This is a genomic window from Thermovirga lienii (assembly GCF_036847465.1).
Classification (GTDB): domain Bacteria; phylum Synergistota; class Synergistia; order Synergistales; family Thermovirgaceae; genus Thermovirga; species Thermovirga lienii.
Map to the genome: position 1 here is coordinate 1 of NZ_DAITZW010000022.1, position 22,913 is coordinate 22,913.

At 46.3% G+C, this 22,913-nt stretch carries 20 protein-coding genes; 17 read left to right on the forward strand and 3 right to left on the reverse strand.

From position 1 onward, the window contains the following. Window positions 1-100: 100 nt before the first annotated feature. Window positions 101-889 carry an SIR2 family NAD-dependent protein deacylase gene (locus V7Z69_RS06730; protein ID WP_334139305.1) on the reverse strand — a complete coding sequence of 263 codons (789 nt, stop codon included), beginning with the start codon at window positions 887-889 and terminating at the stop codon, window positions 101-103. 139 nt (window positions 890-1,028) lie between these two features. Here V7Z69_RS06730 and V7Z69_RS06735 point away from each other — a divergent pair, with 139 nt between their 5' ends. The 9 genes from V7Z69_RS06735 (at window position 1,029) to V7Z69_RS06775 (ending at window position 10,210) form a co-directional block, all read left to right on the forward strand. Beyond that, a complete protein-coding gene (locus V7Z69_RS06735) occupies window positions 1,029-2,411 on the forward strand; it encodes a uracil-xanthine permease family protein (RefSeq protein WP_041445985.1) in 1,383 nt (460 codons plus the stop codon). Window positions 2,412-2,550: 139 nt separating this feature from the next. Then, a complete protein-coding gene (locus tag V7Z69_RS06740; protein ID WP_334139306.1) occupies window positions 2,551-3,087 on the forward strand; it encodes a flavin reductase family protein in 537 nt (178 codons plus the stop codon). Window positions 3,088-3,103: 16 nt separating this feature from the next. Then, a complete protein-coding gene (locus tag V7Z69_RS06745) occupies window positions 3,104-3,937 on the forward strand; it encodes a TIGR02757 family protein (protein WP_014162944.1) in 834 nt (277 codons plus the stop codon). A gap of 72 nt (window positions 3,938-4,009) precedes the next feature. Further along, window positions 4,010-4,678, forward strand: coding sequence for a hypothetical protein (locus V7Z69_RS06750; protein ID WP_014162945.1), 669 nt, complete (start codon window positions 4,010-4,012; stop codon window positions 4,676-4,678). Beyond that, a complete protein-coding gene (locus V7Z69_RS06755; RefSeq protein WP_014162946.1) occupies window positions 4,675-5,241 on the forward strand; it encodes a manganese efflux pump MntP in 567 nt (188 codons plus the stop codon). Before V7Z69_RS06750 ends, V7Z69_RS06755 begins: the two co-directional genes overlap by 4 nt. Before the next feature lie 21 nt (window positions 5,242-5,262). Continuing rightward, on the forward strand, window positions 5,263-5,715 hold the full coding sequence (locus V7Z69_RS06760; RefSeq protein WP_014162947.1) for a deoxycytidylate deaminase: 453 nt from the start codon (window positions 5,263-5,265) through the stop codon (window positions 5,713-5,715). Window positions 5,716-5,741: 26 nt separating this feature from the next. Further along, window positions 5,742-8,399 carry a tetratricopeptide repeat protein gene (locus V7Z69_RS06765; RefSeq protein WP_334139307.1) on the forward strand — a complete coding sequence of 886 codons (2,658 nt, stop codon included), beginning with the start codon at window positions 5,742-5,744 and terminating at the stop codon, window positions 8,397-8,399. A 38-nt stretch (window positions 8,400-8,437) separates the two neighbouring features. After that, window positions 8,438-9,010 (forward strand): HDIG domain-containing metalloprotein, encoded by a 573-nt coding sequence (locus V7Z69_RS06770; RefSeq protein WP_014162949.1) that lies wholly within the window; start codon window positions 8,438-8,440, stop codon window positions 9,008-9,010. A gap of 135 nt (window positions 9,011-9,145) precedes the next feature. Next, window positions 9,146-10,210 carry an HD-GYP domain-containing protein gene (locus V7Z69_RS06775; protein ID WP_334139308.1) on the forward strand — a complete coding sequence of 355 codons (1,065 nt, stop codon included), beginning with the start codon at window positions 9,146-9,148 and terminating at the stop codon, window positions 10,208-10,210. An 18-nt stretch (window positions 10,211-10,228) separates the two neighbouring features. Here V7Z69_RS06775 and V7Z69_RS06780 read toward each other — a convergent pair whose 3' ends face one another. Continuing rightward, window positions 10,229-10,690: a hypothetical protein gene (locus V7Z69_RS06780; protein WP_334139309.1), complete on the reverse strand. Its 462-nt coding sequence runs from the start codon at window positions 10,688-10,690 to the stop codon at window positions 10,229-10,231. Window positions 10,691-10,792: 102 nt separating this feature from the next. Here V7Z69_RS06780 and V7Z69_RS06785 point away from each other — a divergent pair, with 102 nt between their 5' ends. The 3 genes from V7Z69_RS06785 to V7Z69_RS06795 are packed head-to-tail and all read left to right on the forward strand — an operon-like array spanning window position 10,793 to window position 13,779. Further along, window positions 10,793-11,725 carry a P1 family peptidase gene (locus V7Z69_RS06785; RefSeq protein WP_334139310.1) on the forward strand — a complete coding sequence of 311 codons (933 nt, stop codon included), beginning with the start codon at window positions 10,793-10,795 and terminating at the stop codon, window positions 11,723-11,725. 60 nt (window positions 11,726-11,785) lie between these two features. Then, window positions 11,786-12,418 (forward strand): response regulator transcription factor, encoded by a 633-nt coding sequence (locus V7Z69_RS06790; protein ID WP_014162953.1) that lies wholly within the window; start codon window positions 11,786-11,788, stop codon window positions 12,416-12,418. After that, on the forward strand, window positions 12,415-13,779 hold the full coding sequence (locus V7Z69_RS06795; RefSeq protein WP_334139311.1) for a sensor histidine kinase: 1,365 nt from the start codon (window positions 12,415-12,417) through the stop codon (window positions 13,777-13,779). The genes V7Z69_RS06790 and V7Z69_RS06795 overlap by 4 nt, the downstream gene beginning before the upstream one ends. Here V7Z69_RS06795 and V7Z69_RS06800 read toward each other — a convergent pair. Further along, complete coding sequence (locus tag V7Z69_RS06800; RefSeq protein WP_334139312.1) at window positions 13,760-14,275, reverse strand: DUF2179 domain-containing protein; 516 nt, start codon at window positions 14,273-14,275, stop codon at window positions 13,760-13,762. The genes V7Z69_RS06795 and V7Z69_RS06800 overlap by 20 nt on opposite strands. A 158-nt stretch (window positions 14,276-14,433) precedes the next feature. On the opposite strand from V7Z69_RS06800, the gene V7Z69_RS06805 reads away from it, so the two are divergent. The 5 genes from V7Z69_RS06805 to V7Z69_RS06825 are packed head-to-tail and all read left to right on the forward strand — an operon-like array spanning window position 14,434 to window position 22,913. Then, the gene (locus tag V7Z69_RS06805) at window positions 14,434-16,047 is read left to right on the forward strand and encodes an MBL fold metallo-hydrolase (RefSeq protein WP_334139318.1); all 1,614 of its coding nucleotides are present in this window, start codon (window positions 14,434-14,436) and stop codon (window positions 16,045-16,047) included. Between the two features lie 23 nt (window positions 16,048-16,070). Next, on the forward strand, window positions 16,071-17,321 hold the full coding sequence (locus V7Z69_RS06810) for a TolC family protein (RefSeq protein ID WP_334139313.1): 1,251 nt from the start codon (window positions 16,071-16,073) through the stop codon (window positions 17,319-17,321). 12 nt (window positions 17,322-17,333) lie between these two features. Beyond that, window positions 17,334-18,398: an efflux RND transporter periplasmic adaptor subunit gene (locus V7Z69_RS06815; RefSeq protein ID WP_334139314.1), complete on the forward strand. Its 1,065-nt coding sequence runs from the start codon at window positions 17,334-17,336 to the stop codon at window positions 18,396-18,398. 4 nt (window positions 18,399-18,402) lie between these two features. Beyond that, on the forward strand, window positions 18,403-21,459 hold the full coding sequence (locus V7Z69_RS06820; protein WP_334139315.1) for an efflux RND transporter permease subunit: 3,057 nt from the start codon (window positions 18,403-18,405) through the stop codon (window positions 21,457-21,459). After that, the gene (locus tag V7Z69_RS06825; protein ID WP_334139316.1) at window positions 21,456-22,913 is read left to right on the forward strand and encodes a hypothetical protein; all 1,458 of its coding nucleotides are present in this window, start codon (window positions 21,456-21,458) and stop codon (window positions 22,911-22,913) included. Before V7Z69_RS06820 ends, V7Z69_RS06825 begins: the two co-directional genes overlap by 4 nt.

Sequence of the window (22,913 nt, forward strand, 5' to 3'; positions counted from 1 at the left end):
GGGTAATCGTGGGAGAGTAGGTCGCCGCCAGAAACCTCTATCTCTTTCTACTCCTCATAAAACCCCATAACTACTTCTCAATAAATAACCAATAATAAAACTACTCAAAATCCAGTCCTATGTGGTAGTTTACCGCCTTGAAGAACTCATCTATGTCTTGTTCTACGTGTAGCGTAGGTATGTTGCTGGGAAGATATGATTTATTGGTTTCTCCTTTGTTTACGATTATTATCTTACCCCTAGCAAGTCTTGGAAGTAGGGCAGCGGGAGTAACCACTAGCGAAGACCCTACTACAAAGAGCAGGTCGCATTCTTTTACAAGCTTTTGGCTTTCTTCAAGGTGTTTCACCATTTCACCGAAGAAGACGATATCGGGTTTTATGATTCCGCCGCACCGGTCGCACCTGGGAACTTCCTGGGAAAAGACCAACTTTATGCTTTCCTCGTAATCCCAGGTTTTGTTGCAGTCAATGCAGAAGCTTTTCCATATGCCTCCGTGGATTTCCATGACGTTCTTGCTTCCTGCCATTTGGTGCAATGAATCGATATTTTGCGTTATTATTCCTTTCAACTTTCCATTTTTTTCCAGAGCAGCAAAGAATTTGTGAGCATATGTTGGCTTTATGTTCTTTAGGGTTTGGAGAAATTCGCGGTGGAACTTGTAAAAGAAACTAGGGTCCTCAAGAAAATAGTCTATATCGAATATTCTTTCGGGGTTTACACCTAGTTGCCTTCTATATATGCCGTTAGGGCCTCTAAAGTCTGGTATCCCAGCGTTGGTTGACATGCCCGCGCCGCTTAGCAGGACTATGTTGTTTGCCTTCTTGATTTCATCGGCACATATTTGAGCTAAGTTGCAGTTAGGGATCTTTTCGAAACACCCCTCCAAATGAACCACCTCCTTTGGTGAACATAAAAAACTAGGCAACGGAAAAATTATACAAGAAAAAGCTATGCAACCGGTTACACAACATGCTAAAATATGGTGGCTCTTATTGGGCATAAACATTAAGGAGGTGTTGGCAGATATGCCAGGAAGAAGGATAGTGTATGGAGTGGACGACAAGCCGCCTTTTCCCATAATGGTGTTGGCCGGCTTTCAGCATGTATTGACTCTTTTTGGAGCGACGACGCTAGTTCCTCTTATTTTTGGTCCCGCAATGGGCATGACACCGGCGCAAATCGGCTTCTTCATATCTTGTGTTTATTTTGCCATGGGCGTGGCTACGTTGATACAGACTCATCCCAAGATTGGATCTGGATTACCTATAGTGCAGGGGTCTAGTTTCAGCTTTATTCCTCCTATCATGACCATAATTGGTGCATACAAAGCTATGGGGCCCAATGTGGTTATGCAGTACATTGGCGGCGCCTTGGTGGCTGGGGGGCTTATGTTATCAATTATTGGTTATAGTCGTCTCGTGGGGGTAATAAGAAAGATAATAACGCCAGTTGTCATAGGACCGACCATAATGGCTATAGGATTTTCCCTTGCTCCTGTAGCCATACAGTACAACGCAGCCAACTACTGGCCTGTATCCCTTTTAGTGGTCTTCTGTGTGTTCTTTTTCAGTCTTATCAGCAAGAACAAGTTCATCAATATTTTTGCCGTACTGTCCTCGATAGTCATAGCCTACTTGGTTTGCCTCCTTGGAAGCTTCAGTGGATTCTTCCAGCCAGGCCATCCTGCCTTCGTAGACTTGAAAGAGGTAGTGCTGGCTCCGTGGTTTAGGTTTAAGTTGATAATGCCATGGGGCGTTCCCAAGTTCAGTTTCTTGGCTTTCGGGGCGATAATAGCTGGCTTTTTTGCGGTCATGATTGAGTCTATTGGAGATTACCACTCCTGTTCCTATGCGGCCGGCCTGGATGATCCCGACTCGGATACTATAAGCAGAGGTATAGGAGCTGAGGGATTAAACTGTGCCTTAGCTGGTATCTTTGGCGCAGTAGGAACCACCTCCTACACTGAAAACATAGGGCTTATAGGTTTGACTGGTGTGGCGTCGAGATGGGTCGTAAGGACTGGTGCAGTGCTCTTGATAATCATGAGCATGATCGGGAAATTGGGCGCCCTGATAGCCACAATCCCTAGCCCAGTTATCGGTGGAGCATATATTGCCCTCTTTGGAATAATAGGAGCTTTGGGAATACAGGTTCTGATGAGGGCTGATATGGGAAGTCAACGAAACGTCCTTATAGTCGGTTTTGCATTTTTAATGGCCCTTGGGCTACCAGGTTGGGTGGAGGGACAGCAGGAGGCCTTTTTCGCTTATGGTATCCCAGGACAGGTCTTGTGGGCCATACTCAAGACCCCAATGGCTGTTGCCGGTATAAGTGCAGCCTTTTGGGACACCTTAGTTCCCGGGACTCAGGAAGAAAGAGGTTTAGTTAGCAGAAAGAAACAGAATTAAACTAGATAGTTGGCTAAAGTCAGGATGTTTAGCCCAGAGGGAATATCCCTCTGGGCTTTTTAGTGGACTCCAATAGGTGATACAATAACCTCAATAGCATGGGAAATTAAATACTACTACCTGCAGAGGAGGTAAAGGAATGAGTGGAGATGGGATAGATAAGAGGGCGCTTTTTTTGATCTCTTATGGGTTATACGTAGTATCCTCGCGAATGGGAGACAAGTTAAACGGCCAAGTGGCAAATGCTGTTATGCAGGTCACATCTGACCCGATGGTATTGGCATGCTGTTTGCACAAAGATAATTTGACGACCCAGTGCATAAAGGATAGTAGACTTTTTACTATTTCTGTACTAGAGGAAGATACTCCAATGACTTTCATAGGAAACTTCGGATTCAAGTCGGGTAGGGATATAGAAAAGTTCAGCTCCTGTGCCTGTGAGTTTACATCAAGGGAGGTTCCGTATTCACCTGATTATTCATTGGCTGTCATAGAGGCTGAGGTGATCGATGTAAAAGAAGTCTTTACCCATGTGCTCTTTTTGGGTGAGGTGAAATACGCGAAGGTTTTGAAGGAAGGTAAACCTATGACTTATTCCTATTACCACGAAATAAAGAAAGGCAAGTCACCCAAGCACGCTCCAACCTTTGGGCTGGATACAGGTAAGGTCCGATAAATTTAAAAATATTGAGATGTTTTCGTTTGGTGAGATTCCCCAGCATGCTGAATTAAGGGCATTGTTCGAGGACTTATACCTACGCTACAACAGACGTGAATTTGTCCACCCTGACCCAGTGGAGCTTCTTTATTGTTATCAGGAAACAGGGGATAGGGAGGTTGCCGCCCTTTTGGCCGCGGCCCTTGCCTACGGAAGGGCATCCCAGATTGTAAAAAAAGCATCTCAAGTGCTTGAGGTAATGGGAGCTAGCCCTAAGGGTTTTGTCCTTTCCCATTCCTTGAAAGAGCTCCAGAAAGTTTTCAAGGATTTCAAGCACCGTTTTACAGATGGCAAGAGCGTTGCAGGTCTCTTTTATGGCATAAGGGGTGTGCTTCTCGAATATGGTTCGTTGGAAATGTGCGCTGAATGTTATGTAAATGAAGGACACCTGAAAGCCAAAGAAGCGATAACTGGATTATTTGAAAGCCTGCTTCGCCACGGCATGCCGAGCTCAGTTCTGCCGGATCCGAGAAAGCCCTCCGCATGTAAGAGATTGTACTTGTTTTTAAAGTGGATGATTCGTAAAGATTCCATAGATCCAGGAGGATGGAGCGCTTTGAAGCCGAGTGAGCTAATATACCCTTTAGATACCCATATCTTTTCTATTGCTAGAGCCTTGGGGGCTACAGACAGGAAAAGCGCCGATTTCAAAGCGGCTTTGGACGTGACGGAGTTTTTCAGAAGGATAAATCCTCTTGATCCGCTGAAATATGATTTTGTGCTGACGCGCTTTGGAATAAGGCCAGATTTAAATAAAAAAGAGTTTCTTGAAATCTGTTGTGGAAATAGAATGAAAAAGGGACATTAGGCTATAATAACCCAATAGCCTAAACAGTTAAGCAGGTTTCTCGAACTAGATGGTTGGGGGGATACGCATATAATGGGGATTTTGCCTTACTGGGATAGAAATGTGGACTTGGAAATAGATTCTTGGGTTCCTTATAGACTGGATTTTTCTCCTATATCGATCAATTCCATGTACAGCGAACAGTTGGGGCGGATAGCCACGATGGCTTTGGCCTTGGATAGCGAGCTTTTATGTGTGGATGGCCTAACCACTGGGCAGGCTGGAGCCTTGTTCAGGCAGAATATATTTGATCCGGAAAGAAAACTTAGGCACGTTGGATGGTTTTCCATGGTTTTTGGTTACTCCAAGGCCATGGAAAAGTTGATTGGTTTTTTTACTAGTGTGTTTCCAGGTATAACGGCAGGATTGGCTCTTTGTGGTATTTGGGACCGCAACATGCTTGTTGATGAGCTAAAGACCATTGTGATGGTAAGCGACAAGATAATATTCAATGAATTTGGGTGCCTTGAGGCCCTTGAGGAGTTAATGAGAAAGGCTGGGAACGAGAAGAGCAGCAGAGGCTTTTTCGCCGAAAAGTTTGGATATAGACGTTTTGGTATCCCCTTTGAAACAGATAATGTAATTCATTTAGCCATCTCAGATGCCTTATACAATTTCGAGCTGGAGGAGACTAGGGAAATATTAGGTCCGGCACCTGAGGTTCCTTTCCCCAAGAGAAATATAGAGGAGTTATTGCGATGAATCTCGGAGTAACTTTAGCTTTGGCTTTTGGCCTGTCCATGGACGCCTTTGCCGTTTCCCTCGGTTATGCTCTGGCATCCATAAGATTAAGGTCTTCTGACATGTTAAAGTTGGCAGCAAGCTTTGGACTATTTCAGGCTGGTATGCCCCTTGCAGGGTGGCTTTTGGCAGATAGGTTCGTGAACATAATAAAAGCTTGGGACCATTGGGTTGCTTTTTTCCTGTTATTCGCTATAGGTCTGCACATGATCTATTCGGGCTTCCATGGAGATGGAACCTTACCCCAAAAGACAGATCGGCTGAGTACCACCACGGTACTTGTGCTTTCGATAGGTACAAGTATCGATGCTTTTGCTGCAGGGATAAGCTTTATTGGCATAGAAGATATTCCTATAGGCAATACGGTAGCTGTGATAGGTGTAGTGACGTTTATTTTCTCTACTGTTGCGATGATCTTCGGGAAGAGGTTAGGCAAAAGTTTAAGTTCTAAGGCTACCTTGCTAGGTGGGGTTGTTCTCATAGGCGTTGGAGTTAAGATCCTTTTGGAACATATTTTGAAGTAATATCTGGAGGGTTTGGTTCATATGAATAGACCCGATTGGGATGTATATTTCATGTCTATAGCGGAAGTCGTGGCCACGAGAAGTACTTGCATAAGAAGACAGGTGGGTGCGGTAATAGTGAAAAACAAGCAGATAATAAGCACTGGCTATAATGGTGCACCAAAAGGTATCCCTCACTGTTTTGAAACTGGCTGCTTGAGGGAAGAGCTGGGTGTACCTGCGGGGGAAAGACACGAGATATGCAGAGGATCTCACGCAGAGATAAATGCAATTGTTCAGGCTGCGTCGGTGGGATCGTCGACTGAAGGGGCTGTGATATATTGTACCCATGAGCCCTGTTCTTTTTGCACAAAAGCGATAATAAATGCAGGCATAAAAAAAATTATATACAAAGAAAGTTACCCCGATGCCCTGTCTAGAAAATTGCTCTCGGAAGCGGGCATAAAAGTAGAAAGACTTATCTTGGAAAGGTGAAGTTTTGGAAAGGGGGAACTCCTGGGATGCCTATAGAATTAAAAAAAGGTGGGGACAGAAGAGGAGGTATAGAGGACCTTGAACAGCTTGTGGGGCTGCAATCGATAAAAAGAGAGCTTCGCAAGATAGAGTCTATGCTTTGGCTCAATAAGCACAGAAAACAGAAAGATCTCGGAGAGTTGAGTTTGCAGTCCTTTCACTTCGTGTTTAAAGGTAGCCCAGGTACAGGAAAGACTACCGTCGCTCGCCTTATTGGACAAATATTCCGCAAGTATGGTTTGTTGCGCTCTGGAGATGTGGTAGAAGTGGATAGGGCCAAATTAGTGGGGCCCACGCCGGGAGAGACCGAGGTAAAGGTCCTGAGAACGGTTCGCTCCGCTTTGGATGGAGTGCTGTTTGTGGATGAAGCATACGCATTATCGGGAGGGGGAGACACATCTGATCCTGGCTGGAGAGCATTAGAGGTTCTTTTAAAGGCCATGGAGGATTACCGCGATTGTCTTGTGGTTATATTTGCAGGTTACACCCATGAAATGGATAGGCTTTTCGATTCTTTCACAGGGTTAAAAAGCAGGTTTCCCTTCCATTTGGAGTTTGAGAATTATACCCCCTTGGAATTAGTGGAGATAGCTAACTTTATGGCCTCCAGGGAGAACCTTGAGATCTCGGAACAAGCGTCTTTGGCCATTATGAACATGATGAAAAAACGCGTTAAGGAAAAAGATTTCTCCAATGCCCGGGAGATACGCAACCTGATCGATCACGCTAAGACCAAGATGTCGTCGAGGTTACGCAACAAACGAAAAGTAACCTCCTGGGATCTCAAAACTATAACCATTTTGGACCTGGATGATCCTTATGGAGAAACATCTTTCTTGGTGGAGAATATAGAGCTAGCAAAAAAAGAGATGTATGCAGATCCCTTAAACAAGGAGCTTAGGTTTAAATTGGCTCAACGTTATGAGGATGCAGGGCTGTGGTCTGATGTGGTTGCCACATTGGAACCGGTGGCAAAGGAACTATCTCCTCCTGCTAGGGCTCTCTTGGGTACGGCTCTTTCGAAGATGGGGCAACATAAGGAAGCCCTGGAATATCTAGACGGCGAAAACCTAACTCCGCAGCATGAGTTTCATAAGGGTATTTCGGCCTTATGGGAAGGAAAGAGGAAAGAAGCTATAGGGCTCTTGAAGGATTCTTCAGAAAAGACAAGAGAATACCCAGAGTTTTATTTGGCCCTATCTTTTGCTTACTTTTTAGAAGGCCAATGGGGAGAATCTTTCAAAGCTTTTCGTGAGGGGCTTGCGCTAATTAAAAAGCGAGAGGGCATTTTGCCGCCAGAGTCTTTGAGAAGTTTGCCCTACAAGGATCTGAAAGATGAGCAGGTAAGACAAGCTTTGGAAAGGGCTGTACTCAAGGACTTTAACAATCCAGATGAAGCCTTAATTTCTTTTGCCGAAGCACTATTATTGAGTACGTCGCGCGGATCTGTGCCAGATGTAATTGAAGAAGCTTTGAGGACCGCTCTCTCCAACATGCCTGATGATCCCAGACCCCACAGGGGATTGGCCCATTACTACAAGCATAAGGGAGAAATTATGAAGGCCATAGTTTCTTTGGAGGTTGCCCTCGAATTGGAGCCAAGGAACATAGAAGACTGGAAGCTTCTTGCGGAACTTTATTTTGCTGCGGGTCAAAAAGAAAAAGCCGAGGAAGTCCTCCATGATGTGGTGTATGAACAAGTTGGTGCAGGTGCTCTAGCCTTGGATCTGGCGAAGGCGGAAGAACAAAAGGGTAACAAGGAAGAAGCAGAAAGGCTATATGAGAAAGCTTGGCGACAGGAGTTGTCCCAGGAAGAAAAAACGTTTTGTGCCGATCGTTTAGGGCAGATGAAAGCGGTCAAGGGTAATTTCTCTGAGGCCATGAGGTATCTAGAGCAAGTAGAGATATCGGAATTATCTCCTGAAGGCCAATTTTGGTATGCCAGGGCTCTTATAGAGGCCAGGATGTGGTCGAAGGCGGAGGCCGTATTGAGGGGAATTGGACCTTTGCCGGAAGAGCTTAGTTCTCCTTATCTTTATTGGAAGATAAGGACACTTGTTGCGGTTAAGGATCTATATGAAGCGAGGAGCGTAGTGGTTAACGAAGGTGCTCCTCCATGGTTGAGACTTGCCTCTTTAATGGCAAGAGTTGTATCAGGAGACAAGTCTGTTGCCCCTTCCCTCAAAAGTTTCGATTCGAGCGAATTAGGCATGGATGGTTTAGGCCTTTTGTGCGTCGGCTTGGCAGGAATAGGAGAATGGGAAGGTCTTTATAGATGTGCCCAGAAGGCCCAACAGGCTCAACATGGCCCTGTTTTGTGGGAGCTTCAAGACGGCAAATTGAAAGAAGAGCTGGAATACTTGGCGGGCATTGCCGCGGCCCATATGAAAAGATGGGAAACGGCCTTGGAACACTTCAAAAGGAGCCATACTGTACTCCTTCACCCAGTGACCTTGTATGCCATGGCTGTTTCGATGATCGCTCTTGGGCGAGTAAATGAAGCCAAGAGGTTGTCATTTCAACTTAATGCTGCCCCGACACTGAAGAAAAAGGTAGATGACTTGGTAAAGCAGAACACGGGCCTTAGAAAGCTGATAGCAGAACCTATAAGTGCTGAGGTCCTAGACGCTTTTGCTTTCATATGATGGGAATATTATTAACAATGGATAAGGAGGAGAGTTTTATGATGAGTCGTGATGAGGCACTGGCGCTATTGGAACAATATAATAAGGAGCAAAGCCATATCAAGCATGCCTTGGCTGTAGAGGCGGCCATGAGATATTTTGCGGAAAAAGAAGGTGAAGATGGGGATTTATGGGGTATAACTGGGCTGTTGCATGACATAGATTGGGAGTTGACCCAAGAAACTCCTGAGAAACACACTCATGTAGGGGCCTCTATTTTGGAGGAAAAAGGGTTCCCTCCTGAGGTGGTGAGGGCTGTTTTGTCTCATGGTTGGGGAATATGCTCCGACGTGGAGCCTCAAAGCTTAATGGAAAAATACCTTTATGCAGTGGACGAGCTGACGGGATTCATTACGGCTGTTGCCCTGGTTAGACCAGGGAAGTCTCTACAGGATTTAACGGTCAAGTCAGTTAAGAAGAAATGGAAGGACAAGGCCTTTGCCAGAGGAGTTGATAGAGAGGTAATTGCCAAGGGAGCCGAAATCCTAGGAAGGCCCCTGGAGGAGCTCATAGGTGAAGTGATAGAAGCCCTTAAGCCTATCGAGAAGGAAATAGGGTTAGGAGAAAATTAAAACTGAAACACAAAAGAGCCTGGAAAGCAAAGGGGGGTCTACGAGTGTGGCCTCCTTTATTTTTTACCTGGTAAGGAGTATCATAGGTGATGAATTTAAACTTTCCAGATTTAAACAACAAAAAGGAGAGCAAAGATGCATCTGGACGATGAAGACCAGAAAAGTTTTGCATTTGAAGAAAAAGATGGTGGCTTAAGTCACTTGGATTTAGCGAAAGAGCTTAAGAAAAAGGACCTTTTGCTTCAGTATCTTTTCGATAACGCTCCGCTGGGTATTATGCAGACCCTTCCAGGAGGGGTAATCGTCAGGGCCAATAGAATGGCTCATGAGATCTTTGGCTATAGCTACGGAGAGATGAACGGTAAGCTTGTGGATGACTTGGTACTCCCAGACGACAAAAGACTTTCTGGTGAGGAATACACAAGAAAGCTGCATTCAGAAAAGGAAGTAGTGGTTTTTGAGGATGTGCGTCGAAGGAAGGATGGAAGTCTCTTTTACGCATCCTTTATAGGGTTTCCTGTTCTGATGGACGGCGAGGTAGTTGGAGTTTTCGCTATCTATCAGGATATAACCAAGCGCAAAGAGGCCGAACAGGTCTTAAAAGAAAAAGTTGCCTATGCAGAGACTGAAATGAGAACCATGAAGAGGTATTGGGAACAAACCATAAGCCTTGTCTCGTCGGTGGTTGAGGCCAGAGACCCATATACCGCAGGGCACCAACAAAATGTTGCTGTTATTTCCAGAGAGATAGGAAGGAAATTGGGTCTGTCAGAAGAAGAGATCTATCCAATATATGTGGCAGCCATGGTGCATGATATAGGAAAAGTAGAAATACCATCGGAGATTTTGGCAAAACCTGGCAAATTGACTTCTTTGGAGAGAGAACTAGTAAAAAGGCATCCAGAGGCAGGAAAAAGGATATTATCAAAGCTTGAGACCCCATGGCCCATAGCCGAAATCGTGTATCAGCACCATGAGAGGATTAATGGAAGTGGTTACCCAAGAGGACTGAAGAAGAGCGATATACTCCTTGCAGCCCGTATAATTGCTGTTGCCGATGTGGTGGATGCCATGGAAACTCACAGGCCATATAGGCCCGCGTTGGGAAAGGATGCTGTTTTAGAAGAGCTGTACAATGGTAAGGGCGTTCTTTACGATGAGGATGTAGTAGATGCCTGGATGTGTCTGGCAGGACATTAGCTCCCTTTTAGGTGCATCTCAATCAATCAATTTGGCGTCAATCAAATTCCAAGAAATTTTTCCATTCTGAACTTTAAATTTCAAAAGCATATATCCTCCTATATGGCCATCTTCAAAGTATGCAAGGCACCAATTTGGGGCCATGAACCAAATTAGATCTTCGTTGTATATGGCCATGTTACCCCCCATGACGCCTTTCCAGGGTATTAAGTCTTTTCTTTTCATGAGGTCCTTTTTCAAATTAGTTTCTGGATCTGCAAGGCCTAACATTTCATATCTAGCCCAATCTGGTTGGTCCGGAAGTTTTAATTCTAAGTTTCCTATGATCTGTTCAAATTTTTTACACTTTTCCGTTAAGATTAGTATAGTTTCGTCTTTTTGCATTATCTTTTCGCGGTAATGGGAAAAGACTAGAAAAAAGGCGGATAAAAGAAATATCAGCCCCATAATGGTTACTAAAGGCCTTTTGTTTTTGGTCATCTGTTCCTCCTAGAGTCCTAGTAGTCTAATAATAGTCTACCACGGACAATGGAGCAGAGACACCGTTCAAGAAGAGAAACTTACCAGAGAGGGGGAGATTTTGTGAATTTTCGCGTTGGGCACGCGCAGGACTTGAGCAAAGCCACGGGTTGCACCGTTGTAATTTTCCCTGAGGGAGCTGTTGCCTCCTGTGATGTAAGGGGCGGAGCCCCTGCTACCAGAGAGACGGATCTTTTGGATCCTAGTTGTTTGGTGGACAAGATTGATGCTATTTTGCTTGCTGGTGGTAGCGCCTTTGGGTTAGCCGCAGCTGACGGAGTAATGTCATGGTGCCTTGAAAACAACATGGGTTTCGATACAGGTTTTGGTTTGGTTCCTATAGTTTTAGCTTCTTGTATTTTCGATTTCAGCGTGGGAGAAAAGTTGTCTTGGCCAGATCGGGAAATGGGGATTGAAGCCTGTAGGAACGCGCAAGATCCATTCAAACTTCCCATGGGAAATTGGGGTGCAGGAACTGGGGCTACCGTGGGAAAGTACTTAGGTCTCCATAGAGCCATGAAATCTGGTGTGGGATGGCATGTAACTAGAAAAGGAAAAATTAAGGTGTATGCTTTGGCTGTGGTTAACTCCTTCGGTGGAGTTGTTGACCCAAATGGGGCCCTTTTGGCTGGTGCGCTGAACGAAGCTGGATACTTGGTTCCATGTGACAACTTCGGGGAGGAAGATAAAAGTTCTCTACTTTGGGGGCAGAACACTACCTTGTCGGTGATTGTAACTAATGCCAAACTTTCCAAGGCGGATTGCAAGCGTGTTTCCATTATGGCTCACGATGGTATGGCAAGAGCTATATCACCTGTTCATACACCTTTCGATGGAGATGTGGTCTTTTGTGCCTCAACGGGAGGGGAGAATAGCTCCGTCCTGGACGTAGGAATTATGGCAGCAGAAGCGTTATCGGAAGCCATAAGAAACGGAGTTAAGTTTGCACAAAGCGCCTATGGTTTCAAAGGTAATAGCCTAGCGGGTGTTGATTAAGCAATATGACGGATGCCAAAGGATAATTTTTGACATATAAAAAGAGCAGGGGGGATAGCCGTGACTATAAGAGTGTTTTTGGCGGACGATCACCCTATGACTAGGGCAGGTTTAAGGGATTACATAAAAAGAGAAGAAGATTTTGAATTGGTGGGTGAGGCAGAAGATGGAGAGGAAGCTTTTAAAGGGATAAAAGAAAAGCAACCAGACATAGCGCTGCTAGATATAAGAATGCCTAAAGAAAACGGTGTGGCGCTGACTCGGCGACTGGCTGCTGAGGGACTTGAAACAAAAGTGATAATTTTGACCTCCTATGATGCAAAACAGTACGTAATTTCCTCTCTACGTGCCGGTGCCAAGGGTTTCGTGCTCAAGACGGCGAGCCCGGAAGAGTTGGCGAAGGCCATACGAACGGTAGCCTCTGGCAAGTTGTACTTGGATGCTGAGGTTTCTTCTTCGGTCCATGACGACTTTTCGCCTGAACCTTTATCGAACCGAGAAAGGGAAGTGCTTTTGAAGGCAGCAAAGGGGCTTTCCAGCAAGGAGATAGCGTCAGAGTTGTATATAAGCGAAAGGACCGTGCACGCTCACCTCGCATCCATCTATGATAAGCTTGGAGCAAAGAACAAGACGGAGGCCATGCTGCTTGCGCTGAAATATGGTGTGGTGGCCTTGGAGGAACTCATAGAATGAAAAAACACCTTTTGATTTTATTGACTGTCGCTATACTGCTTCCGTCTTTCGCAGCTCTTTTTGTGGCAGGATTGGGGATAGTTCAACATAGAAGAGCGATGGAGATGGTCGCAGAATCGTACGTTAAGGACATAGCGCAGAGTGTCGCCACTCAGATCGAATTTGACTGGGGAAGCCGATTCAGCATGGCGCGGCTTCACGCCATGGCAAAATTCCACTGGTTGGCCTTCAATGTCTCTATTCCAGGATGGTTGGCCATAATTGATTCCGAAGGTCGCATATTAGTTTCCACTGCAGGGGCTGAGATATTATCATCGCTGTGGAACAGGGAAATTCCCGTAGAGACGGCATTGGAGCTTGAGAGCCCCGAAGGAGAGCGTTTTACCCTTGCTGTCTATCCTGCGGGAACTACAGGGTGGTTCGTGGTTGCTGCAGTATCTTGGGATAAACTGATGGGGCCAATGATCAAGTTCAATAGATGGCCACTTCTTGTGGGGCTCATAGGATTGTTGGGTCTCTTATCCGTATATGCTCTATGGAAGTGGTTGGTTGCCCCGTTGAGAAATCTTTCTCATGAAGTGTCAACATTGAGATGGGGGTCGGATCTACCGGAAAAAGAGGACCCCATGGCAGTGTTTGAGGTAGACCGTCTCCGAAAGGTCATCTATCATTTGGCCCAATCAGCTATAGATAGAGCACAATTAATGAAAAGGTATGTCAGTGATATCGTTAAAGTTCAAGAAGAGGAGAAGAGCCGTTTGGCGAGAGAGATACACGATGGCCCCCTTCAGGAAGTAACAGCTTTGATGCAGCAGATAAGATTAGCAAGGATGGAGCTTGAGGGGCATGAAGAAAGCATGAAGAGGTTGTTATTGGCGGAGGAAGAGGCACAAGTAGCGGTGAGGGACTTGCGGGCCTTATGTGATGAACTATCACCACCATGGTTGGAGCTGGGGCTTAAAGAGGCTTTGGAGGAATTGGCCGAAAGGATATCTAAACACTTTAACGTTATGGTTCAAGTGGAGGTCCAAAGGGGGATCTGTCTTTCTAAGGATGTGAGCTTGGCTTTTTTTAGAGTGGTTCAGGAAGCTATACACAACTCCTACCGCCATGGTAAGGCTACAAAGGTGAACGTGAAAGTTTATGAAAGCGAGGGTTATGTTTTCTTGGATGTTTCTGACAACGGTATAGGATTTAACCCGAGCTTGGATGTGGAGGCGTTGAGGCTTAGCGGACATAGAGGATTGGCCAATATGAGTGAAAGAATGAGCCTTATTGGAGGAAGCTTTGAGGTGTTTTCGGAAGAAGGGAAAGGGACCACCGTGCTGTGCAAGGTGTCCGCTACTTGCGCTTTTGCCTGAAATGTCCACCCCATACACCTTTTACATCAGATACGAAAACTACGCCTGAGTTGCCTGTGATACTGTATAGATGCTGTATTTCATCCCTGCGGCACAGCACCTTTAAAATCAACCTTCTACCCTCTCTGCCCGAGCCACAAAGGACGGTGGTGCCGAAGCCTTCGTTTCTCAACCGCTGGACCAGTTGGGAGGCTTCCTCCGTGTCTGCAATTATTATTTCTATAAGGACAAAGGAGCTTAAAAATTTTTCTTCAAGGGTGACTCCCAGGAAGTTCCCAGCTGCGTAGCCGCCAGCGTAGGCTATTATCTGCTCTGGCTCAGATATTCCGCTTTTCAATATATATCCCAATGCAATAAGATATATGGCAGATTCGAAAAAGGCCGTTATGGAGGCTTGAACCTTCTTTCCTCTGACCAGTAGCAAGATTCTGAACGTCCCAAGGGGGACATCCAGGAGCCTGGAGCAGAAGATGAGCAAAGGTCCTACAATGTCCATTAAGATCGCCTCCTCGAGCTTGAAATTTTTAGCAGCGGTAGTGCTTGAGCTGCTTTTAGCGTACTAATTCATTTTAGTATAAAATATGACATATGAATAGGGCTTTAATAAGCGATGATATGGAAGAAAGGGAGGGAAGCCTGCTTTCGGGCGCAGAGATGAGACTTAGAATACTTGGTGCAGCACAAGAGGTTACAGGGTCCAACTATCTCTTGGAGGTTGATGGGAGGAGAGTTTTGGTGGACTGCGGTCTTTACCAAGGTGCAAACTCTGGAGATAATCACGTTCCGCTGGATTACGATCCTTCGACGATAGATGCAGTACTTTTGACCCATGCTCACTTGGATCACACTGGCAAAGTTCCCCTATTGGTCAAGCAGGGTTACAAAGGACCGGTCTATGGAACGAGACCTACTTTGGAACTTTGCGATATCCTGTGGAGGGATGCTGCACATATCCAAAAAGAGGACGCCGAATGGCAGAGTAGGAAAAACATGCGCAAGGGGCTTCCGCCTGTAGAACCTTTATACACCCTGGAGGATGTGGAACGTTCTTTAGAGCGTCTAAGGTCCGTGGGATACGATGACGTAGTGGAGATAGTCGATGGTCTGAAGGTGCGATTCAGGGATGCTGGCCATATTTTGGGCAGTGCGATTTTGGAAGTGTGGCTCAAGGAGGGTGACGATGAAGTAAAGGTGGTATTTTCAGGGGACCTTGGCCCACAGGAGACGGTCATGGAGGCCAATCCAGCGGTCGTGGAGGATGCAGATTTCGTAGTGATAGAGTCTACGTACGGGAACAGAAACCATAAAACCAACCTGGAGAGCAGAGAAGAGTTTCGACAGACCATGAAGGAGATGCTGAAAGACCACGGTAAGGTCCTGATACCTACTTTCGTCGTGGATAGGGCCCAAAGGGTTCTATACGAACTGAAGCTTATGCAACAGGAGGGAATACTCCCGGATAACGTGCCGATATATTTTGATTCCCCCATGGGAATGAAGACTACCGCGGTTTACAGTGAGCATATATCTCTCCTTTCCGCTGAGGTTCAGGAAGAAGCAAGGCAAGGACGGGATCCTTTTACGCCCAAACAACTTCATATCGTGGAGAGTGTGGACGAATCGAAGGCCATAAACAACATTAAACATGCCATAGTGCTCGCTGGCAGCGGTATGTGTAACGGAGGCAGGATAGTTCATCATCTGAAGAACAACCTTTTCAGGGAGAACGCTCACGTAGTATTCGTAGGTTATCAAGCCAAGGGAACATTGGGCAGAAGGCTAATAGATGGCAGCAAAGTAGTAAGAGTCGCAGGAGAAGAGGTCTCCGTAAAGGCAAAACTACACACTATAAATGGTTTTTCGGCCCATGCGGACAGGAGCGACCTTTTAGCTTGGGCCAAGAACTTCAAGACCGACCCTTTATTTATTGTCACTCACGGAGAGCCTGAAGCATCAGGTGCACTGGCGGCGTCACTTCAGGAAGAAGGCTTCTCTGCCGTAGTTCCTAAGTTGGGGCAAGAATTTGTTCTGTCCAAGGCAAAGGAGGTTGTTTCAGTTCAGGAGGTGCCTCCTGTCTTCGGCCAGGAGACCTTTGAAAATAGGCTAGCGATGGCTTTGGAAGAAATAGAGCAAGCTGCAGAAGCTTTAAAGTTGGAAGGAGATATAAGGGATTCGTCTGTTATTTCTCTTATAGTTTCTGCGGAGACCTTGCTTAAGACTGCCAGGGAGAAGTTAGAAAACCAAAAGGAGAGGGCGGCCAACAAGTGAGATCAAGAAAAGCAGGTCAAAGAGTGAAGAAATTGCTGTTATTCTTGTTGGTTGTGGTTTTTTTCTCTTCCTTGTCTGGAAGGTGCACGGCAGAAGAGGTGAGCTGGGAAGAGGCTTGGCGCATTATTACCGATAAAAGCCCATCTTTGAAAGCGACTCTCTATGCTGTAGAGGTTGCCAAAGCATCTTTGAAGTTAGCCGGTGCAGGTAAGAGGATCAGCGCTGATCTGGCTGTCACTGAGGCCATGCTTGAAGGAGCGTCGGATTCTTTTGTGGGTGGGATTACCCTCAGTTATTCATTGAACCTTGCGGGCAAGGAGGATCTTGAGATAATCTCAGCGAGGATAGCCTATGAGGAAGCTCTATTGGCCTATAGGATTTCCCAGCTTCAACTTTTCAGAAATGCATCCTTTGCCTATTGGAACGCGGTTGCAGCGAATGCGGCGCTGAGGGCGGCCGAGGAAGAAATAAAGAAGAGAGAGGCGTTCTTGAAGGACGCAAAGCTGCGCTACGAACAAGGTGTCGTTCCTCAACTTGATGTTTTAAGGGCTGAAAGTGCTCTTGCGGAGGCAAAAGCCAGCTATGCTTCCAAGCGAGCTATTCGGGAAAACTATTATGCTATGCTCAAGGGGCTTGCGGGTTGGACTGATATAGAACCTTTGAAAGAGGCCTTCGAAAAGGTTGAGGTCCCAATAAGAGAGCAAGCTCCTAACTATTCTGGAATCGTAGAACGTCATCCGTCCGTTGCCCTGCAGTCTCTCAAAGTCGCAAGGAACGAGATCTTGGTGAAGTTGGCAAAATCGGGCATGGCCCCTAAGGTTTCCATATCTGGCACCAGGAACTTGTTCAAGGAAGGCTCCAGCAGTGCTTCTTCCAGCGTGGAAGACAGGTGGAGCGCCCAAGCCACATTGAGCATACCATTGAGCGATGGTGGTAAAACTAAGTGGAGCGTAAGTCAGGCGAAAGCACAGCTGAATATTGCAAGGGCAGAACTCGGTAAAGAGAAAGCAGCTGTCATGGAGGAGCTCTTCTCCGCTTGGGAAGATTATAGGTCTGCCTTGGAGGATTTCGCTTCTTCGAAGAAACGATTAGAGTTAGTCGCAAGGGAGAGAGAGATTTCGATTTTAAGGTACAACGAGGGGCTTTCATCCCAGCTGGATGTTTTGGATGCACAATCTCGCTACGCTGATTCATTGGCAAATTATATAAATGCAAAAAAGAAAGTGCTGGTGTCTTATTCCAGGCTTGACGCTGCAGAAGGACGGTTGCCTTAGGAGGTTCGTTGCATGGAAAGGCGAAAGAAAGCAGTATTAATATGGGCATCAGTAATAATCTTAGTTATTGGCTACGGAACATGGAAAGTGGCTACAAAACCGAAGCAAGCTCCGCCTACTAGTGTGGCCACTATCCACGCTCAAAAGGGAATCCCCGTTACTGCAGAAAAGGCCAGGAGAGGTCCTTGGGAGCACTGGATCAGTCTTTACGGAACGGTCGAATCCTCAAAAGTTGTGCAGATTTCTGCTGATCGGCAGGAATATGTTTTAGCGGTCTTGTGCGATGTTGGTGACCTTTTGTCTCCTGGTGATGCCATGGCAATCTTGGATACCAGGGAAATCAAAGAGAAATACGAGGCTCAGAGGGCCAAGGTCAGAGAGCTTTTGGACAATTACAGGAGATTGCAGTCTTTGAAAAAAGCAGGAGGAGCTAGCGCCCAGGAGGTTGAAAGTGCTCTTTCCGCTTATCTTGACGGGGAAGCGAAGCTGAAGGAGTTGGAAATTGACCTTGATCGCTCTAAGGTGAGCTCTCCAATAGAGGGCATCGTAATGGAGAAGTTCGTGGAACCAGGTGACTTGGCTTCTCCTGGAAAGGTTTTGTTCAAGGTGGCGGACCTTGACTCCTTGGAAGTTCATTTGGTAGCTTCGCCAAAAGATGCACTAAAGCTGGCCAATGCCCACGCTGCAAGGGTTAATACCCCAAAAGGGTGGATTGATGCTTCTGTTAAAAGGGTTGATCCCGTTGCCGATGCCCAAACGGGCTTGCTGAAGGTGATACTAGAAGTGCCTTCTGAGTCTGGACTAAGGCCCGGAGAAACAGTTGAAGGTCAATTAAAGGACGAAAATGTTGCCGAAGCCATATATGTGCCTTACGAGGCGATTCAGCGGCCTGATGAAGGAAAAGCTGCCGTTTTCGTGGTATCGGGGGATGTTGCGGTTCAAAAAGAGGTGGTCTTGGGAGAATCCTTTAACGGCTATGTGCGAATAATTTCAGGACTTGATGGAGACGAAAAAGTGGTGGTAAGAGGTTCAGACAGGCTTTATCCCAACGCGAAGATATGGCTTCAAGGAGAGTAGGGCCATGGGATTGGTGGAAGTTTCTGTAAGAAGGCCCATACTAACGTCTGTAATAATTGTAATTCTTTTGTTTTTGGGTATCTATGCTTTCCTTAATGAAGGTGTGGCCTTGCTGCCCAAGGTTGATATCCCTGTTGTGCTGATAAGGACCACATATAAAGGAGCTAGTCCCCTTGAAGTGGAGAACTTGGTAGTGAAACCCATAGAGGATGCGGTGGCCACGGTCGAGGGGGTCGATGAAATAAACGGATACGCAATTGAAGGAACTGGCTTTGTGGTTGCCCGACTGACTTACGAGACGGATGTGACGCAGGCAACCCTAGATATATCTACGAGGATAAGGTCAATTATAGGCTCTCTTCCCGAAGATGCGGATGAGCCAGTAGTTGAGAAATTTGACATCAACGCTAGACCATTCATGATAATGGTCGCTGAAAGCAACCTTCCGCCATATATGACTAAAAGCATAGTGGAGGAGCAGATAGCCAAACGAATCACTCAGATCCCAGGGATGGCGAACGTTGACGTTGTTGGTGGGAGGACGAGGGAGATTCATTTGAACGTTTCTCCTAAGGAATTAGTGGCCAGGAATTTGAGTTTGCGAAAGCTTTCTTCCTATGTGGCAGGGAGCAACCTCAATTCCCCTTCCGGACGGATTTCTCAGGGGCTAAAGGAAACATCGGTCCGCGTAGTGGGTGAACCCAAATCTGTTTTGGAGTTGGGGAACATTGGTATTCCTTTGGGAGAGGACAAGGTAGTTCTCCTTAAAGATATTGCGGAGGTTGAGGACGGGTTGGCCGAAGAGCGGAGCAAGGCTCGTTACAACGGCAAGCCTGCAATTTTATTGGAGCTCGTGGCAAGACCCAACGCAAACGTGGTTGAGGTCGCCAAGCAGGTAAAAAAAGTCATAAAAGAAGTCGCCCCTGCCTTTAGGGGCAGCATTTCACTGGAAGCAATCTACGACAGCAGCGAGTTTGTTGAAAAAGCGGTAAAAAACGTGATAAGGGACATGACCATAGGAACCATCCTTACTGCCTTGGTCATATTTCTTTTCCTGCAGCAATTCGGTGCTACCTTGGCGGTGGCGGTCTCCATGCCTGCGGCAATTATAGCAACGTTTATTCCCATGTTTCTTATGGGCTTCACTTTGAACGTCATGAGCACCTTGGGATTGGCCATATCAGTGGGGGTCCTGGTGAACAATGCTATTTTGGTCTTGGAAAACATTTACCGCTACAGGGACATGGGAGAGACTCCAATAAATGCGTCTATCAAGGGTACAAGGGAGATAGAGGTAGCGGTCCTTTCCACAACTGCCACAAATCTAGGAGTTTTCATTCCTGTGGCTTTCATGGGAGGTATAGTGGGTCAATTTTTCTATCAGTTTGCGTTGACAGTGGTCTTTGCAACATTGTTCTCTCTTTGGGCCGCTTTCACGGTTACTCCTATGGCGGCAGCCAGATTAGGCGGGGTGCATAGGGTCTCCAAACCTGCCATGATTCTCACTGGATGGTGGCAAAAAGTTTACTCCACGATTGAGGATGCTCACCATTATTTGGTTCCCCGGTGCGTGCGCCATCCAGTTCGAACTTTGGTGTTCTTTGTTGTGATGCTCGGAGTAGCCCTTTACTTTTCGAGGTATATAGGGTTCCAGTTTTTCCCAAGGGTCGATGAAGGAATAATAACGGTAAGTATAGAGTTATCCAGCACCGCATCTTTGGATGCAACAGATGAGGTAGTTCAATATGTAGAAAAAACGTTGAAGGAGAAACCCTACGTCAAATCGATAAGTTCCAACGTGGGTGGAGGCTCCAGGCTAGGCGGTGCAAATACAGGACAGGTAAGAGCTTACCTCATCGAGGAGGGGCGTAGGCCATCTGCGTTTGCCATAGCTTCCATGCTGCGCAAGGAATTTGCTTCTGTACCTGATGCCAAGATATCGGTAAATGTCTCCAATGGAAGGGGTGGCGGTAACTCCAAGCCCATACAGATCACCTTGGTTGGTCCAGAGTTGGATGTACTGAACGAAAAATCTCAGGAATTAATAGGGAAATTGAGAGGAGTAGAGGGTTTAGTGGACCTAGACTCTGATTGGGAAGTAGGACGTCAGGAATTGAGGCTCTTACCGAACCACTTCAAGTTGGCGGGTTTGGGTGTCACTTTGGATGATGTGGCTTCCGAGCTAAGGGGATACATAAGCGGAGTAAAGGCAGGAGTATATAGGGAAAGGGGTTATGAGTACGACATCCTTGTGCAGTTGGGCGAACAGTGGAGAGACGCCCCCTCAAAGGTGGAGGAATTGCCTCTTTGGACTCCAAAAGGTTTCGTCCCGTTGAAGGAGTTGGTTCATGTAAAATATGAGAAAGGTCCCACAGCTATATATAGATTGGACCGACAAAGAAAAGTTACAGTGGAAGGAGAAGTGGCTGGAAGATCAGTAGGAGAAGTTTTCAGGGACATTCAGCCGATAGTCAGGAAGATTGAATTGCCCCAAGGGTATAGGTTTATATACAAAGGCGAAATCGAGGACATCCAGGAGAACTTCAAAAGGCTAATAACGGCCTTTGGTATGGCGACGTTTTTAACTTTTTTGATGATTGCCGGTATAATTGAGTCCTACCTTTTTGCTTTCGTTATAATGCTTACGGTTCCTATCTCCATAATTGGCGTTGTGCCGGCGCTGCTTTTTACTGGGACGACGCTGTCCATTTATGGACTTTTGGGCCTGATAATGCTGGTGGGTCTCGTTGTCAACAATGCGATAATAATAGTCGACTACGCTGAACTGTTGAGAAAGAGGGGATACAAGCCTGATGAAGCTGTTATAGAGGCCTGCAACGTTAGGTTGAGGCCCATAATAATGGCGGACGTGACAACGTTGATAGCCTTATTGCCTTTGGCCATGGGAATGGGAACAGGGGGTCAATATAGAGCCCCATTGGCCATAGTCTTAATAGGGGGACTGATTGCAGGTGGAACCATGGCCTTGTTCCTGATACCTCCCATTTACAACGTGGTTTGGAGGTTAAAGGCCTACGTATCGAAGGGGGGCTTATTGTGAAGAGAGGACTATTTTTCTGGGGGGCCTTTATTTTAGTGGCAGTTATTATCGCGGGAGGTTTCTTTTACCTAGGGAGAAAACCTTCCTTGCTTGACCCGCTCAATGCCATACCTGAAGTTGAAGCAGATCAATCCTGGCTTTTGCTTGAATCGCCAGGGGATCAATTGAGCCTATTGGAGTGGCCCGAGGACAAAAATGAAGTTAGTACTGTAGAGGTCTTTACCAAAGATATATTGGGATTGTCTTCGTTATCGTCCAAGGTTGCCCTTTGGGTTCAGCTTCCATATGGCGATCGGTGGTATGGAGCCTTTCAAATACCGAAAGAGGAAATTGACTCTTTGAGGGCATTAAAAACTCCAGAACGCTGGAGAAGTAGGTTTCCAAATTGTGTAGTTGGCGAGACCTCAGAAGGAGCGATTAAAATCAAGTTCTCGGAGGACTCAGAACCTGTGGTGGGTGCGGTCGAAAGGGGGACATTGCTTCTATCGAAGGATGCTCATGGCCTTTCTAAGATGTACGAAGCCATTGAAACTCCGTCGAAGCGAATGAAGGTAAAGTGGGATGTGAAGCCTTCTTTGCCAGCCCACTTGGTGGTCTTTGATGATGGAAAGTTGGCTTCAAAGTTGGGGGAAAAACTTGGCGTAGACGAAGATCTTGGAAAATCTTTACCTTTGACTTTTACCCTTGGATGGGAGTCCTCAGATGATAGAGGGAATATATTCTGGAATATCAATGGGCTTGAGGATGTTTTCGCTTCAAATGATGTTGCAGGTCTTATTGAGCCCATAAGTTGGGAAGGAGAATTTTTCGTCCCAGATCCATTGGTTGCTGCTTTTGCCTTCAATGCAAAGGGGCTTGTGGCGGACACAATGAGGGAAGGGTTTGAGGAGGCTGCTTCCAAGGCTTACAGCGAAAGGAAAGAGCTATTGGAGCTATTAGATGGGGTTATTATCTCAATGGTCGGAGGAAAATCAAGAGTGGCCTTGTTGTCCTTGCCTGGGATACTCGTTCAATTGCCAGAAAGGGGCGACAAAGGCGTTGAGACAGTCAACGAATTATGGGATTCTTTCTGGCTTGATCCAAGACCTATCGAGGGTTTTGCTGCGGGGGGAGCTGTTGCTTTCCCCTTTACCCTCATAGGGGCGGCTGATGAGAGATTAGTGCTTTTAGGAGCTATAGATTTAAACACCTTGATAAAAAATAAGAGTGTCACAGAGATAATTGGTTATGACAAACCCTCCTTGGGTTGGCTTTACGTTGATTTCCCCAAGGCAGCGGAGGCGTTGGAGGATTTACAGAAAATAGGCAGTCTTTCAACCAAGGTCGGAGTTACTAATGCCCCAGACTTGGAGAAGATTGAACAGACTATAAGCAGACTCAAACAACTGGGCAGGCTTAAAATGGTTTTTTATGACTTAAAAAGTGGCGAGGCTCGTTGGGAACCCAGCAATTGA

Excerpts from the sequence above, each read along its gene's own strand:
- V7Z69_RS06740 (WP_334139306.1), top strand. The coding sequence starts at position 2,551 with ATGAGTGGAGATGGGATAGATAAGAGGGCGCTTTTTTTGATCTCTTAT.
- V7Z69_RS06820 (WP_334139315.1), top strand. The coding sequence starts at position 18,403 with ATGGGATTGGTGGAAGTTTCTGTAAGAAGGCCCATACTAACGTCTGTA.
- V7Z69_RS06745 (WP_014162944.1), top strand. The coding sequence starts at position 3,104 with ATGTTTTCGTTTGGTGAGATTCCCCAGCATGCTGAATTAAGGGCATTG.
- V7Z69_RS06750 (WP_014162945.1), top strand. The coding sequence starts at position 4,010 with ATGGGGATTTTGCCTTACTGGGATAGAAATGTGGACTTGGAAATAGAT.
- V7Z69_RS06775 (WP_334139308.1), top strand. The coding sequence starts at position 9,146 with ATGCATCTGGACGATGAAGACCAGAAAAGTTTTGCATTTGAAGAAAAA.
- V7Z69_RS06735 (WP_041445985.1), top strand. The coding sequence starts at position 1,029 with ATGCCAGGAAGAAGGATAGTGTATGGAGTGGACGACAAGCCGCCTTTT.
- V7Z69_RS06755 (WP_014162946.1), top strand. The coding sequence starts at position 4,675 with ATGAATCTCGGAGTAACTTTAGCTTTGGCTTTTGGCCTGTCCATGGAC.
- V7Z69_RS06770 (WP_014162949.1), top strand. The coding sequence starts at position 8,438 with ATGATGAGTCGTGATGAGGCACTGGCGCTATTGGAACAATATAATAAG.
- V7Z69_RS06765 (WP_334139307.1), top strand. The coding sequence starts at position 5,742 with ATGCCTATAGAATTAAAAAAAGGTGGGGACAGAAGAGGAGGTATAGAG.
- V7Z69_RS06795 (WP_334139311.1), top strand. The coding sequence starts at position 12,415 with ATGAAAAAACACCTTTTGATTTTATTGACTGTCGCTATACTGCTTCCG.
- V7Z69_RS06800 (WP_334139312.1), bottom strand. The coding sequence starts at position 14,275 with ATGGACATTGTAGGACCTTTGCTCATCTTCTGCTCCAGGCTCCTGGAT.
- V7Z69_RS06780 (WP_334139309.1), bottom strand. The coding sequence starts at position 10,690 with ATGACCAAAAACAAAAGGCCTTTAGTAACCATTATGGGGCTGATATTT.
- V7Z69_RS06805 (WP_334139318.1), top strand. The coding sequence starts at position 14,434 with ATGAGACTTAGAATACTTGGTGCAGCACAAGAGGTTACAGGGTCCAAC.
- V7Z69_RS06815 (WP_334139314.1), top strand. The coding sequence starts at position 17,334 with ATGGAAAGGCGAAAGAAAGCAGTATTAATATGGGCATCAGTAATAATC.
- V7Z69_RS06760 (WP_014162947.1), top strand. The coding sequence starts at position 5,263 with ATGAATAGACCCGATTGGGATGTATATTTCATGTCTATAGCGGAAGTC.